The following is a 14,276-nucleotide window of genomic DNA, read 5'->3' as shown; positions in this document are numbered from 1 at the left end:
TTTAGACTCGTCGCGGCAGCTAAGAAGAAGCAGACCAAAGGACATACTTCAAGGCTACCACTGACGGACTAGAAGCCCAATCGTTGCAGGAGCTTAGGATCGCGCTGCCAATCCTTGGCTACTTTCACACGAATGCTCAAGAAAACTTTTTGGCCGACGAGCGGTTCAATCGCTGCTCGTGATCGTTGACCGATGTCCTTGAGACGTTCTCCACCGTTGCCAATGATGATGCCTTTTTGGCTGTCTCGCTCCACAAAGACATTGGCATAGATTTCAAGAAGGTCTTTGTCTTCCCTTTGAATCATGTCGTCGAGGGTGACGGCAAGAGAGTGGGGCAATTCTTCGTGAACACCTTCAAGAATTGTTTCTCTGATGAGCTCAGAAATTCGCTTTTCGATATCTTCATCAGTGTTGGTGTCCATTGGATACAGCGCCTGCCCCACGGGCAAAAGTTCAATCAACTCATCGGCAAGGAGATCGACCTGATCATCACCAACAGCGGAGACAGGAATGATGGCTGCCCAGTCACGGAGTTCTTGAACTTCTAACAATCGTGCAGCAGTAGCCTTTTTTGAAGCCACATCGGTTTTCGTGATGACTGCTATCTTGACCGCACGGGGATATTTATCAAGCTGTTCATTGATAAACCGATCACCAGGACCGACGGGTTCATCAGCTGGAAAACACATCCCAATGACATCAACATCACCGAGGGTGGCCTGAACCAATGCGTTCAAACGTTCGCCGAGTAATGTGCGGGGACGATGAATACCCGGAGTATCCACCAAAATGAGTTGTCCTGTCGGACGGTTCGTGATTCCACGAATCGTGTGACGTGTGGTTTGTGGTTTTGAAGAGGTGATAGCTACCTTCTCCCCCACCAATGCATTCGTCAGAGTGGACTTCCCCACATTGGGACGGCCGACGAGAGAGACGAATCCTGAACGAAGAGTACCTTCAGGAAGATCTCCCCGTTTTTCAGCTTTAGACGGACGAGCCATTAGTTTCCCTCCGCCGCAAAGGCATTCTGTGCATCAATCAAATCTTGATCCCGTTCCACAATCACGCGCGTGACGCGTTTCCGATGGGAACCACTGCGATCTGCCTCAATGATGAGACCGCTCACGACGACCTTATCGCCCACGACGGGCAATCGTTCCAGTTCTTTTGCAAGTAATCCGCCAACTGAGTCAACGTCCACATCATCTAACTCCAGACCAAACAGTTCACCGAGCTCATCGAGAGGTAGACGTGTGGCGACACGGAATCGAAATTCGCCGAGTATTTCGACTTCTGGAGCACCACGGTCATGTTCATCAGAGATGTCGCCCACAAGCTCTTCGATGAGGTCTTCAAGTGTGACTAAGCCAGCAATTCCACCGTGCTCATCAACAACAAGTGCAATATGAGTGGACTCTGCTTGCATTTGTTTGAGCGTGTCATCTGCTTTTTTTGATTCCGGAATAAACATGGCAGGCCGCGCTAAATCCTGGGTACACAAAGAAGCAAGTTGTTCCGGATGTTCAAAAGTTTTACGAGAAACATCACGAAGATTCAACACACCCACTACTTCATCAACATCGTCAGCCACGACCGGAAGCCTCGAATACCCAGAATCAAGAAATATTTTGGTCGCATGAGAGAGAGTTTCCCTGGCGTCCACCGTCACCATATCGATCCGGGGAACCATAACCTCACGTGCAATCGTGTCCCCCCATTCAAAGATGGAGTGAATTAACTCACGCTCTTCACTTTCTAGCACGTCGTGCTTCACCGCCTCATCAACCATGCTCAGCAACTGTTCTTCTGAAGCAAATGATGATGTGCCCGGACGTCCCGGGGTAACTTTGTCACCAATCGTGACAAGAAAATTAGCCAAAGGACCCAGAATCACCCGAAAGAAGTGAATGAGGGGCGCCGAAACAGAAAGAACTGCTTCCGGATGTGCACGACCAACAGAGCGTGGACTAGATCCAGCCAAGACAAAACTGGCCACACTCATAATCAAAATGGCGAGAAGTAACGCCCACCCGGTATCGATGCCGGAGGAAACAAGTGAAACAGTGACAACTACTGCGGCACTCGTTTCAGCAAGAATGCGCACAAATGTTGTGATTGTTCGGTGTGGACCTAAGTCTTTAGAAATGGCAATCAACGACCGTTCTGCTTTTTTTCCTTGTGCAGACGCACGGATATCGTCGGTGGAAAGTACATTCAGAGCAGAGTCTGTGGCTGCCATCAAACCGCCGAAGCCGATGAGGAGAATCAGCCCGAGGACGGTCAAAAATATGGACACGTGGTTTAGCGTTTCTTTTCTGACATGGAGAAGCCGATAAGCAAATCGCGCTGCAAACTGAACATTTCTTTCTCTTCGTCAGGTTCAGCGTGATCAAAGCCAAGTAGATGCAGAATTCCGTGCGTGGTGAGCAAAAGAAGTTCATCCATGGTGCTGTGTCCCGCACCCTCAGCTTGAACTTCTGCGACCTGTGGACACAACACGACATCACCCAGCACGCCCGCAGGAGTGATGTTGTCATCATTTCCTGGACGAAGTTCGTCCATCGGGAAACTCAATACGTCAGTCGGCCCTGGTTCCCCCATCCACTGCACATGGAGTTGTTCCATAGCGGCTTCATCTACGAGCACGAGGGCAATCTCTGCATCCGCGTGCACACGCATGGCGTCGAGACAGTAACTGGCTAGACGTTGAAGAGCTGCTTCATCAATGTCATACGTTGATTCGTTATTTACTTCAATACTCACGAGCTGCGTTCCTTAGTTTCTCTGCGCTGACGTGCCGCAAGCGATTTCTCGTCGTATTCGCTGTATGCATCGACGATGCGGCCGACGAGTGAGTGTCGAACAACATCGGCGCTGGTCAAACGAGCGAAATGAATATCTTCAATCTCACTCAATATTCCTGTCACGAGGCGCAAACCACTCGCAGCAGCAGGAAGGTCGACCTGAGTGATGTCACCGGTGATGACCATTTTGGAATCGAAGCCTAGACGGGTGAGGAACATCTTCATCTGTTCGGGAGTCGTGTTTTGAGCCTCATCTAAAATGATAAAAGAATTGTTCAACGTGCGACCACGCATGTAGGCCAGAGGTGCGACTTCGATGGTGCCGAGCGCCATTAGTTTGGGAACAACCTCAGGATCCAACATCTCATTCAACGCATCAAACAGGGGGCGAAGATAAGGGTCAATCTTGTCAGTGAGTGTTCCTGGGAGGAAACCTAATCTTTCACCAGCCTCCACGGCAGGTCGGGTCAGGATGATGCGTTCAACTTCTTTACGCTGCAAAGCCTGAACAGCCTTCGCCATGGCCAGATATGTCTTTCCTGTACCCGCGGGACCAATACCAAAAGTAATGGTGTGGTCTTCAATTGCACGAACATATTCTTGTTGTCCTACAGTTTTCGGGCGTAATGTCTTTCCGCGCGTGGAAAGAATGTCTTCACCGAGGACCGCGGAAGGAGATGTATGCGGGTGGGCATCTTGAATGAACTTCGATTCGTCAACATCACGAGGAGTCAAATCTTGGCCATTTCGCACCATGGCGAGTAGTTCTTTCACAAGGGAACGAGCAGCTGCAAGCTGTTCTTCCGCATGGGGTTCATCGGTCTGTGCAGTCAGCCGAATTTCGTTACCCCGCACGTGGACATCCACGAGGGGGTATTGCCGTTCCAGATTGGTCAGTAGGCGATCTTGAGCACCCAGCAGCCGCACCATGTCAATGCCATCAATGGTGATGACATCGGTATCGGAGGGTGATTTAGGCAAGCGTGTGCTCCTCCAGACCGCCAGAAAGCACATGAGCATGAACGTGGAACACCGTCTGACCTGCTGTGCCACCCGTGTTGAATACGAGTCGATATTCCCCATTCGAGTGGAGTGTGGCCAGATTGTGAGCAGTAGCCACAATTTCTGCCAAAAGTGCTGGATCACCCAGTCCAAGTTCGGTTACGTTTGCGAATTCTGTGCTTTTAGGAATGACGAGCAGATGCACAGGAGCTTGAGGTGCAATATCACGAATAGCGATGAGGCGATCATTCTCAAAGAGAATGTCTGCTGGGATTTCTCGGTTCACAATTTTTGTGAATATGGAGGTGGCGTCTGCAGTCATGGTTCTAGCTTAACAACGGCCAAGCTTGGCGTTGAGAATGGCAAGGGCTGCCGGACCAGCGGTGGAGGTACGTAGAATATTCGCCCCCATCGTGACGATCGTGGCACCAGCTTCTCGGAAGCGAGAAATTTCAGCTGGTGAAATCCCCCCTTCAGGCCCCACAATCAGAGCAATGTCACGCTCATCGATCTCAAGAGAACCCAAGGACACATCCCCAGTCGGATCCAGTACCAGAAGATTGCACCCAGCTAGCCGTGTACAGACTTGAGCTGTCGTAACGTGGGATTCGACAACAGGGAGAAACGGCCGAACGGACTGCTTTGTTGCCTCACGAACGATGGCGGTCCAGCGAGCGAGCCCCTTCTCAATTTTGGGACCTTCCCACTTTGACACACTGCGCTCAGCTGCCCACGCGAGCACAACATCAACTCCTAGTTCAGTGGAGGCTTCAATAGCTCGCTCGTCTCGGTCTGTTTTTGCTAGTGCTTGTACGAGGGTGATCTGGGGACTGCTCTGCGAAGCATGGTCGACGGAATCGACCTTGAGTATGACGATATCTTTCGAGGTATCTGTGACAGTGCCCGAGAGTGTCAGCCCACGACCGTTTCCCACCAGTAAGGACTCACCGACGCGCACGCGCGAAACTGTTGACGCATGACGACCTTCTGCCCCATCGAGTGTGACCAGAGATCCAGGTGTGGTGACCTCAAGAGTTTCAAGTAAATAGAAGTGAGCCATATTTAGTTACTGAAGAAGCGATCTCGAAGTTTGGAGAACATACCTTGCTGGAAGTGAGAAAGCTGAGGTGCATTCTGCTTTCGCCCCTGTGCAAAGTTCTGAATGAGTTCTTTTTCTTTCGAATTAAGTTTCGTCGGAGTCACGATATGTACCCCTACTTTGAGGTCGCCACGTCCACTGCCACGAAGTCGGGTAATCCCGCGATCCTTGACAGTAATGACCTCAGAACCCTGTGTCCCTGCCTTCACCTCAATCGAAACATCACCGTCAAGGGCAGGCACAGTTACGGTTGTTCCCAAGATGGCATCTGTCATATGAACCTCAAGAGTGCATAACAGGTCATCGTTGTCACGTGAGAAAACATCATCGTGCGCGACCTTAATCTCAAAGTAGAGATCACCGTTGGCTCCACCAGCCTGTCCTGCCTCACCTGCATTAGCCATGTGGAGTCGCACTCCTGTGTCTACGCCAGCAGGGATGTCCAGGGGAATGTTCTTGGTCGCACGAACACGACCTTGCCCCTGGCAAGTGCTGCAGGGAGCCGGGATTGTTGTTCCATACCCGCGGCATGAACCACACGGGTTGGTGGTCATGACGTTACCTAACAAGGAACGAACTGCGCGTTGAATCATGCCAGATCCGCCACAAATCTCACACGTCTGCGGTGAGGTACCAGGCTGACAGCAAGTTCCCGAACAGGTTTCACACGTGACGGCGGTATCGATGTCGATGTCCTTGTGGACACCAAAAATTACGTCCGCAAGAGTCACCTCAACACGAAGAAGTGCATCCTGCCCTCGCTCCATTCGAGAGCGTGGACCGCGTTGCTGGCCACCACCAAAGAAGGTGGAGAAAATATCTCCAAAATCGTTGAATCCTTGACCGCCAAAGTTCCCGCCAAAACCTGCTTGTGGACCGAGGTCATATTGCTGGCGCTGAACAGGGTCACTGAGCACTTCGTAGGCATGAGTCACGAGCTTAAATTTTTCCTGCGCTGCTGCATCTGGGTTTACATCCGGGTGCAACTCACGGGCAAGCCGACGATATGCCTTCTTGATTTCGTCAGGGGTTGCCTCGCGGGAAACTCCGAGTACGTCGTAATGATCAGCCACGAACGGCCATCTCCTTTGGGTTGAAATTAGTGTGCGTCAAGAACGCGAGTGAGGTAGCGAGCTACAGCCCGAACTGAGGCAATGTTGTTGGAATAGTCCATGCGTGTGGGTCCGAGTAAACCGAGTGTTGCTGACTCACCTGACGAGGTATAGCCCATAGCGAGCAAGCTCGTTTGTTCTAAGCCGGAATTGCTGTGTTCATGACCAATACTCACAGCAACTTCCCGTGCATCAGCTTTCATCTCGGTCAGCAATTTCAGCAAGATTACTTGTTCCTCAATGGCATCCAGCACAGGATAAATGCTTCCCTGGAAATCATCTTCGGTGCGAACGAGGTTTGCCGTACCTGCCATGACAAGTTTTTGCTGACGGTTGGCCTGAATACTATCCGTCAACGCTTCAGCAATGTGTTGCGTCGCAGAAACCAAGGATGATCCCACGGTCGCTGTGAGCAGCCCCACAGAGGAAGAAAGTTCGGTAAGTAATTTGCCTGAAACCTGGGCATTGATACTTGCCCGCAGATCAGATAGTTCTTCTTCTGAAAGGTCAGAATCTAAGTCCAAGAGCCGTTGTTCGACTCGTCCATTGTCGGTGATCACAATGCACAATGCTCGACGATTCCCCAAGGCGACAAGCTCGACGTGGCGAACACGAGTTGCACCGAGTGTGGGGTACTGAACAATGGCGACCTGATTAGTTAGTTGAGAGAGCAGGCGGACTGTGCGACCCAGTAATTCGTCAAAATCAACGGATTCATCTAAGAAACGATCAATGGCTTGCTTTTGCCCCGGACTGATGTGCTTGACTTCTGCAAGATGATCCACAAATAGTCGATAGCCCTTATCTGTGGGCACTCTGCCGCTGGAAGTATGCGGGGCAACGATCAGCTCTTCTTCTTCGAGGAGAGCCATATCGTTACGAATCGTGGCTGCTGAGACGCCAAATTGATGGCGGTCCACAATAGCTTTAGAACCGACGGGTTCTCGGGACGAGACATAGTCCTGAACGATGGCTCTCAGCACTTCAAGTCCACGCTGCGAAACCATGAAAGCCTCCTTCACCACGTTCTAGCACTCGACAGTTCTGAGTGCTAATACTACCCGGAGGAGACTATAAATTCTGAGTTATTCAAACGCTACTCGACGTACGACGTCATCCGCGCGTAGCCTGCCAGTCAAGGTCAGAATCAACAATCCGCGAGAGGCTGCATCAGAATCGATGAGACCGTCCCCACTCAGGCGAACCAACGTCTCTGGATGAATTCCATCGGTTGAAATTCCTTCACGTAGGCGACTGCCGAGCAAAATTCGTTCTAATTCACGGGCGTCGTGATCTGGCTGTTCCCAGCCGGCTGATGGAGAGTTATTCAGTGCTAGTTGCTGAGCATATGCCGCGGGATGCTTGACGTTCCAGAACCTGGTGCCACCAATGTGGGAATGTGCGCCTGGGCCATACCCCCACCAGTCCTGGCCTTGCCAATACATCAGATTATGCACAGAACGTTCAGTTGGTGACTTTGCCCAATTACTCACTTCATACCATTCGAAGCCGGCCGCTCCAAGCAGCTGATCTGCAAGCTCATACATGTCCGCTTCAAGGTCGTCATCAGGGGCAGGAAGCTCTCCCCGCCGGATACGTCGTTCAAGAGCTGTCCCGTCCTCCACGATGAGGGCATAAGCAGAAATATGACCGGTGTCTAACGCAATTGCTGACTCTAATGATTCACGCCACTGGGACAGTGTTTCGCCCGGGGTGCCATAAATCAGATCCACACTGACCTGAAGTCCCACGGCCCTCGCTGCTTCGACAGCAGGTGCTACTGACTGGGGATTGTGTGTGCGATCGAGCGTGGCAAGCACAGTAGGAACGGCTGATTGCATGCCTATGCTGATTCGGGTAAACCCTGCACGGGCGAGTTCTTCAACGTATTCATAAGTCAAGGTGTCGGGATTTGCTTCGGTAGTTATTTCCGCACCAGGAACAACACCATGTAACTCCCGCAGGCTCTCTAACGCACGAACCAAATCGGTAGCCGGTAACAAAGTTGGTGTTCCTCCGCCGAAAAAGACTGAACTCAACGGCCTTCCAGTGATTCCTGCACGCTCAAGAACTCGACCGGAGAGAATGATTTCTTTCTCGAGCTCATCAACATATGTTGCCTGCGAAACACCAGAAAGTTCTGTCGCGGTATAAGTGTTGAAATCGCAGTAGCCACATCGAACACGACAAAACGGCACGTGCACATATGCACTCATCGAGCGCAGATCTGCACCAACGCTCACACCATCGGGCAGTGTGCCATCCGTTGGCATGGGGTTACCCTCAGGTAATGGCCCAGCCATAACTAGGCCGTTCTAGCAGGAAGAAGTGAACGAACGTATTGTCGACGCTGAAGCAACTGTCGAAAACGGATCAGAGGAGCGAGGAAGCGATACTTACGCCCTTCCGCAACCGCTGTCACACTGCGCATCACGGCCCACACAGAATCATCCTCGCGCCATTCAACTGAGAAATATTCTTCGCCAATAACAGGAGCGGAATCGAGCGTCCCCAGTGCATAGCCAATTCGTCGTTCTTCGCGTTGCACATAAATCACTCGGTGACTGGTTACCAACGGAGACGGTGACCACATCTTTCCGAGTTCGACGGTGGTTCCCGCCGAGAGATAGGGGGTTCCATCGGATGCAAATAACTGCTCTAAAGCATCAGCTGTAGGTGCAATGGGCGCACCAAACTCGTTAAACAGTAAACCGCTGTAACCTTCAGATTGCGCTTCATCTATAGAGATCAATTCGAGGTGTGCCCCCTGAGGAACACCCCAGGTCATCAAAGCAGCGCTGGCGGTTTCAAAACGTTCTTGACCACTGCCCAGCCGAAATTCCTGCTGAGCCGCAGTGAACCCTGCGGGTGGGAAAATTAATACGTCAGCCGCTTGGGTAGCACCAACAGAACCGTAGCTCACAACGCGCTCGCCACTATAGGTGCGTCTTCTGGGAGAAGTCACTATTTTTTCTTCACTTCTTCGTCACCCTGAAGTGCTGCGATGAAGGCTTCTTGAGGAACTTCCACACGGCCGACCATCTTCATGCGCTTCTTACCTTCCTTCTGCTTTTCCAGAAGTTTGCGCTTACGAGTGATGTCACCGCCATAACATTTCGCAAGAACATCCTTGCGAATAGCAGAAATGGTTTCACGCGCGATGATGCGGGCACCAATCGCAGCTTGAATAGGGACTTCGAATTGCTGTCGAGGGATGAGTTTCTTGAGGCGTTCAGTCATCATGAGGCCATAGGCATACGCCTTGTCCTTATGAACAATTGCGCTAAACGCATCAACCTGTTCACCCTGGAGCAAGATATCGACCTTGACCAGATCCGAGTCTTGCTCGCCCGCCTCTTCATAATCGAGAGAGGCATAACCTTGCGTTCGGCTCTTCAAATGATCGAAAAAGTCAAAGACGATCTCACCAAGGGGAATCTCGTACTTCATTTCGACACGATCTTCACCGAAGTACTCCATGCCCAGCAGATTTCCTCGACGACTTTGACACAGCTCCATAATGGTGCCCACGTAGTCTTTGGGCGTCAAAATTCCAGCACGAACTAACGGCTCTGACACTCTAGTGATCTTGCCAGTGGGGTACTCACTGGGGTTTGTGACGGTCACGGTTTTCTTATCCTCTGTGGTTACCTCGTAAGGCACAGAAGGTGCTGTTGCGATGAGGTCTAAACCGAATTCGCGTTCCAGGCGCTCTGTGATGATCTCGAGGTGAAGAAGACCGAGGAATCCACAGCGGAAACCAAACCCAAGTGCCACAGATGTCTCGGGTTCATAATTTAGAGAAGCATCGGAGAGCTTCAGTTTGTCGAGCGCCTCACGCAGCACCGGATAATCAGAACCGTCTATGGGGTATAGGCCAGAAAAAACCATAGCCTTGGGGTCTGTGTAGCCCGGGAGTGCTTGAGAAGCTGGCTTTGCAAAGTCAGTAACTGTATCGCCCACCTTGGATTGACGGACGTCCTTAACGCCGGTGATGAGGTACCCCACTTCACCGACACCCAACCCCTGAGAGGGAATCGGTTCGGGTGAACTAACTCCAATCTCAATAAGTTCGTGTGTTGCCTTCGTACTCATCATCTGAATGCGCTGACGTGGCTTGAGCATCCCATCAATTACACGTACGTAGGTGATGACGCCACGATATGCGTCGTAGACGGAGTCAAAAATCATGGCGCGTGCTGGTGCATCTGCATCACCGGTCGGAGCAGGGATTTTCTCCACGACCAGGTCTAGAAGTTCGGCAACTCCCATTCCCGTTTTCCCGGAAACGCGAAGCACGTCTTCTGGCTTCCCTCCGATGAGATCAGCCAATTCCTTGGCATATTTCTCTGGGTCAGCAGCGGGCAGATCTATCTTGTTGAGAACGGGAATGATGGTGAGGTCATTCTCCATGGCTAAATACAAGTTGGCGAGAGTCTGAGCCTCAATGCCTTGGGCTGCATCAACGAGTAGAATTGCTCCTTCACAGGCCGCCAAAGAACGGCTGACTTCGTATGTGAAGTCAACGTGTCCTGGTGTATCGATCATGTTGAGGGCATATGTTTGTCCCTCCACCTCCCAGGGCATCCGTACTGCCTGGCTCTTGATGGTGATGCCACGTTCACGCTCAATATCCATGCGGTCTAGGTATTGTGCACGCATCGACCGATCATCCACGATGCCTGTGATTTGGAGCATGCGGTCGGCCAGGGTTGATTTGCCGTGGTCGATGTGAGCGATGATGCAAAAGTTGCGAATCTTCGCTGGCTGCGTGGACGCAGGCTGCAGGGGGTTCGTTGAACGTGGAGACATAGAACCTCTAGTCTCCCACGAACTACGACACAGTTTTAGCAACTGACTGCTTTACTGGTAGTGTTGATTCTTGGCTTACGTGTAGTTCCCCTACATGATTCGTCGCGAAGAGCCCTCTACCTCTAGTGCGACACAATCCATACGTACATACAACGAGTGAAAGACACGGTTAACGTGGCAAACATTAAGTCGCAGATCAAGCGAATTGGCACCAACGAAAAGGCTCACGAGCGTAACAAGGCCGTGAAGTCAGAAGTCAAGACCGCCGTTCGTGCAACCAAGACCGCTATTGCAGCAGGCGATAAGGCAGCAGCCGAATCAGCTCTGAAGAACGCTGGCAAGAAGCTCGACAAGGCTGTAAGCAAGGGTGTTCTGCACAAGAACAACGCTGCGAACCGCAAGTCAGCTATTGCGAAGCAGGTAGCTTCTCTCTAAGAAGAAACACTTGTGAAGAGGCCTCCACGAAAGTGGGGGCCTCTTCGCTTAACTATCTGCGGCCGTAGCTCGCCACAACATTGACCATACGTTCCAGAGCGTAAATCGGATCACGCGATGCGCCCTTCACGTTGGCGTCCGTTTCTGCAACTACTTCAATCGCGCGACCGAGCCCATATTCGGTCCACCCTTGAAGATCTTTCCGTGCACGATCAATCTGCCAGGGCGCAGCACCCAGTGCTCCAGCTAGCTCCCCTGAGCTGCGTCGCTCTCCAAATAATTTGGCCATGAGGCGCAGCTTTGCGGCGAATGTTGCCACGATAGGGACAGGATCTGCACCCGATTGCAGGGCATGACGTAGTGTCACCAGTGCATCCCCCATGCGACCTGCAACTGCTGAATCCACGACTTTAAAAGCTGTGGCTTCAACTCGACCTCCGTAGTAATCCTCAACTGTTCGATCAGTAATGTCACCTTCAGCGTCAGCGATGAGCTGTTGACATGCATTAGCAAGTTCTGATCCAGAACCTGAAAAGGCCTGGACAAGAGCACGAAGAGCACTCGGAGCTATTTTTCGCCCGGCCAGCCTAAACTCTGCGGCTGCAAAGTCGAATTTTTCGTTGTCGCTTTTGAGTTCAGCACAGACAACTTCCACAGCGCCCCCTGAACCAGAACGAAGTGTGTCCAGGAGCTTCTTTCCTCTGACTCCCCCAGCATGTCGAAGAATGACAGTCGTGTCTGAGTCCGGTGAGGTAACGTAATCCAACATTTCTTGAAGAAATTCGTCATTGCATTTCTCAACGTTACTGACGCGGATGAGTCGCGGTTCCCCAAAAAGCGACGGACTGGCGAGAGTCAAAAGTTCACCTGACACATAAGAACTTGCGTCGAGATCGCTGACTTCGAGAGAGGGATCGGCAACTTTAAGGCTTTCACGCAACCTCTGCGTTGCGCGGTCGGCTAGAAACCCCTCTGCACCCGTAATCAGTACGATGGGTGCGGGTATGGCATCACTCCAAATGTATTGAGCAATCGCATTCTTGGATTTTCCCGCCATGTTTTCAGCCTAATGCTCTGTCCAGATACTCAAGCCGCCTGGAGCGGGACTTATCACAATCAGACCATCATGGTCCGTTCGTGGAACCTTGGAATCTAATTTCTCAAGAAGTTCTAGTATCTCTTTGCGTGGATGACCGTAATCGTTTTCCGCTCCCACTGAAAGTAGTGAAATGGACGGCCTCAATCGCTCATAGAGCTGGGGGTATTGATCTGCCGATCCGTGGTGGGCAACTTTGACGACATCGACCTGCCCGACCGGGTTGGCCTCCAGTAAAGCACGCTGTGATTCTTCTCCGAGATCTCCAAGAAATAGAGCATTGAATTCAGGAAAGACGACTTCAACGGTGACGGAGCCAGGATTCCCTTGTTGCATTTCCGTCTGACCCGGTTGAGGCCACAGAATGTTCCATTGGGCTGAACCGAGTGTGCCAGACATACCCTTCCTGCCACGTTCAACCGTCGCGCCATGGCTCCGTAAATCCCGCAGTAATCCCTCATCTTCACTATTTTCGGGACCTCCCGAGATGACGTGATCCACTTTTCCCGTCACGGCAGAAAGCCCACCCACATGATCCTTATCGAAATGTGTCAGCACGAGCAGATCGAGATGTGTGATTCCTAAGGTCGACAGGCACTTCTGCATCTGCGCAGGACGTCTGCCTACATCAATAGCAGCAATAGCGTTGGCGCTCTTCACTATCAGGGCATCGCCTTGTCCCACATCACATGCCGCGATACTCCAATCCTGGGGAATGTTACCCCGAGGAATGCCTGATATTCCAGAAAATACGACGACACAGCCAAAGCAGAGGACAAGCACGAGAGTGGACAGTCTTCGCACAAAAGCCGTTCTGGCAATCAACACGAGAAACATCAGTGCACTGCCAGCGGCAGCGCAAACAAGTCCGAGCGGACCACTCATCCACGGAATAGCAGCCGCTGGAAGAGCTGCAAGAAACTCTGCTGTACTGCCAATCCATTGTGCTGGAATCCATGCACACCACAGCAAAAGCTGAGAAATGACGGGAAAGAAAGGAAGTGAGAGGAAAGCCAAAAGTCCACACACAGTAGCAACTGGTGCGGCAGGAGTGGCCAGGATATTTGCGAGTAATCCATAAACGGGTATTGCTGGAGCGAGAAGAATGATGACCGGTTGACACATCAATTGCGCAGCTAAAGGAATTGAAATCAATTCCGCCAAGAGGCTCGGCATCCACTTGGATAGTGAACGTCCTAGTGGTTGCGAGAAGACTAAGAGCCCGAAAACAGCAAGGACGGACAAGATGAATCCATATTCAAGTGCCCACCATGGATTCCAGAGCAACAGGATCAGCACTGCGGTAGAAAGTAGCGCGACTCCTGTGCCAGGCCGTCCAATGTACATACCAATTAACACAAGAACTGCCATGACAGATGCGCGCATGACACTTGGCTGTGGAGTGACAATAACTACAAAAATAACTAACGCCAACAAGCCAAGGATGATCCTGATGCGTCGCCCTGCACCACACATGCCTGCAATCATCGAGACACCTGCCGTAACAATGATGCAATTGGCTCCAGAAACAGCCGTGATGTGCGTGAGTGAGACCATTTTCATGGCATCGCTGAGTGATTGTGAAACCGTCGTGGTATCGCCAATGCCCAGTCCCGGAATGAGCTGTCCACCCACCCCCGGCATCTCTTGTGAGGCGAGTACAAATTTTTGCCGAAGTTGTGCAGCCCAATCTGGGGTACCACTTGTCGAGGCAACGTTCTCCTGCCACGGTGAAACATGGGGATGAAATGGCAACTGAATCAGGAGGGATATACAGACGGCCCCAATTGACAACAAAGACAACGAGAGGTGTGGAATATGTCGAAATGTCAACAATCCACCAAAGAACGCGAGGACGACCACGCACCAGGTCCACATGACCAGGGAAGCCGACTGCTCGGCATGGAACAGTAGGA

At 51.6% G+C, this 14,276-nt stretch carries 14 protein-coding genes; 1 reads left to right on the top strand and 13 read right to left on the bottom strand.

All coding sequences use genetic code 11. From position 1 onward, the window contains the following. Positions 1 to 68 precede the first annotated feature (68 nt). The 11 genes from era to lepA all read right to left on the bottom strand — a co-directional run bounded on the left by era (position 69) and on the right by lepA (position 10,829). A complete protein-coding gene (era, locus tag M2119_RS05760; RefSeq protein ID WP_280803986.1) occupies positions 69 to 1,001 on the bottom strand; it encodes a GTPase Era in 933 nt (310 codons plus the stop codon). Next, entirely contained in the window at positions 1,001 to 2,296 is a 1,296-nt protein-coding gene (locus tag M2119_RS05755) for a hemolysin family protein (RefSeq protein ID WP_280803985.1), read from the bottom strand. The genes era and M2119_RS05755 overlap by 1 nt, the downstream gene beginning before the upstream one ends. 5 nt (positions 2,297 to 2,301) lie before the next feature. Further along, on the bottom strand, positions 2,302 to 2,763 hold the full coding sequence (gene ybeY / locus M2119_RS05750) for an rRNA maturation RNase YbeY (protein ID WP_280803984.1): 462 nt from the start codon (positions 2,761 to 2,763) through the stop codon (positions 2,302 to 2,304). Then, positions 2,760 to 3,734 (bottom strand): PhoH family protein, encoded by a 975-nt coding sequence (locus M2119_RS05745; protein WP_280804463.1) that lies wholly within the window; start codon positions 3,732 to 3,734, stop codon positions 2,760 to 2,762. The genes ybeY and M2119_RS05745 overlap by 4 nt, the downstream gene beginning before the upstream one ends. Positions 3,735 to 3,777: 43 nt before the next feature. Then, complete coding sequence (locus tag M2119_RS05740; RefSeq protein ID WP_280803983.1) at positions 3,778 to 4,128, bottom strand: HIT domain-containing protein; 351 nt, start codon at positions 4,126 to 4,128, stop codon at positions 3,778 to 3,780. 9 nt (positions 4,129 to 4,137) lie between these two features. Next, positions 4,138 to 4,866, bottom strand: coding sequence for a 16S rRNA (uracil(1498)-N(3))-methyltransferase (locus M2119_RS05735; protein ID WP_280803982.1), 729 nt, complete (start codon positions 4,864 to 4,866; stop codon positions 4,138 to 4,140). A gap of 2 nt (positions 4,867 to 4,868) precedes the next feature. After that, the gene (gene dnaJ / locus M2119_RS05730; protein WP_280803981.1) at positions 4,869 to 5,978 is read right to left on the bottom strand and encodes a molecular chaperone DnaJ; all 1,110 of its coding nucleotides are present in this window, start codon (positions 5,976 to 5,978) and stop codon (positions 4,869 to 4,871) included. A gap of 26 nt (positions 5,979 to 6,004) precedes the next feature. Further along, the gene (gene hrcA / locus M2119_RS05725) at positions 6,005 to 7,024 is read right to left on the bottom strand and encodes a heat-inducible transcriptional repressor HrcA (protein WP_280803980.1); all 1,020 of its coding nucleotides are present in this window, start codon (positions 7,022 to 7,024) and stop codon (positions 6,005 to 6,007) included. A gap of 78 nt (positions 7,025 to 7,102) precedes the next feature. After that, the gene (hemW, locus tag M2119_RS05720; protein ID WP_280803979.1) at positions 7,103 to 8,320 is read right to left on the bottom strand and encodes a radical SAM family heme chaperone HemW; all 1,218 of its coding nucleotides are present in this window, start codon (positions 8,318 to 8,320) and stop codon (positions 7,103 to 7,105) included. Positions 8,321 to 8,322: 2 nt separating this feature from the next. Then, positions 8,323 to 8,982 (bottom strand): DUF1990 family protein, encoded by a 660-nt coding sequence (locus M2119_RS05715; RefSeq protein ID WP_280803978.1) that lies wholly within the window; start codon positions 8,980 to 8,982, stop codon positions 8,323 to 8,325. After that, positions 8,982 to 10,829, bottom strand: a complete 1,848-nt coding sequence (gene lepA / locus M2119_RS05710) for a translation elongation factor 4 (RefSeq protein ID WP_280803977.1) — start codon at positions 10,827 to 10,829, stop codon at positions 8,982 to 8,984. Before lepA ends, M2119_RS05715 begins: the two co-directional genes overlap by 1 nt. A 174-nt stretch (positions 10,830 to 11,003) precedes the next feature. On the opposite strand from lepA, the gene rpsT reads away from it, so the two are divergent. Then, entirely contained in the window at positions 11,004 to 11,264 is a 261-nt protein-coding gene (rpsT, locus tag M2119_RS05705) for a 30S ribosomal protein S20 (protein WP_280803976.1), read from the top strand. A 52-nt stretch (positions 11,265 to 11,316) separates the two neighbouring features. Here rpsT and holA read toward each other — a convergent pair whose 3' ends face one another. Continuing rightward, entirely contained in the window at positions 11,317 to 12,321 is a 1,005-nt protein-coding gene (gene holA / locus M2119_RS05700; protein ID WP_280803975.1) for a DNA polymerase III subunit delta, read from the bottom strand. 9 nt (positions 12,322 to 12,330) lie between these two features. Further along, positions 12,331 to 14,223 (bottom strand): ComEC/Rec2 family competence protein, encoded by a 1,893-nt coding sequence (locus M2119_RS05695; protein WP_280803974.1) that lies wholly within the window; start codon positions 14,221 to 14,223, stop codon positions 12,331 to 12,333. Between the last annotated feature and the right edge of the window lie 53 nt (positions 14,224 to 14,276).

Origin of the sequence: Aurantimicrobium minutum, assembly GCF_029894165.1 — a bacterium.
Taxonomy (GTDB): domain Bacteria; phylum Actinomycetota; class Actinomycetes; order Actinomycetales; family Microbacteriaceae; genus Aurantimicrobium; species Aurantimicrobium minutum_A.
The sequence above is the reverse complement of the archived record's forward strand: the minus strand, read 5'-3'. Positions and strand labels throughout refer to the sequence as shown.

Bases quoted from the DNA above. Each gene is read 5' to 3' on its own strand.
- era (WP_280803986.1), bottom strand. From the start codon at position 1,001: ATGGCTCGTCCGTCTAAAGCTGAAAAACGGGGAGATCTTCCTGAAGGT.
- M2119_RS05745 (WP_280804463.1), bottom strand. From the start codon at position 3,734: ATGGTGCGGCTGCTGGGTGCTCAAGATCGCCTACTGACCAATCTGGAA.
- M2119_RS05740 (WP_280803983.1), bottom strand. From the start codon at position 4,128: ATGACTGCAGACGCCACCTCCATATTCACAAAAATTGTGAACCGAGAA.
- M2119_RS05735 (WP_280803982.1), bottom strand. From the start codon at position 4,866: ATGGCTCACTTCTATTTACTTGAAACTCTTGAGGTCACCACACCTGGA.
- hrcA (WP_280803980.1), bottom strand. From the start codon at position 7,024: ATGGTTTCGCAGCGTGGACTTGAAGTGCTGAGAGCCATCGTTCAGGAC.
- hemW (WP_280803979.1), bottom strand. From the start codon at position 8,320: ATGGCTGGGCCATTACCTGAGGGTAACCCCATGCCAACGGATGGCACA.
- lepA (WP_280803977.1), bottom strand. From the start codon at position 10,829: ATGTCTCCACGTTCAACGAACCCCCTGCAGCCTGCGTCCACGCAGCCA.
- holA (WP_280803975.1), bottom strand. From the start codon at position 12,321: ATGGCGGGAAAATCCAAGAATGCGATTGCTCAATACATTTGGAGTGAT.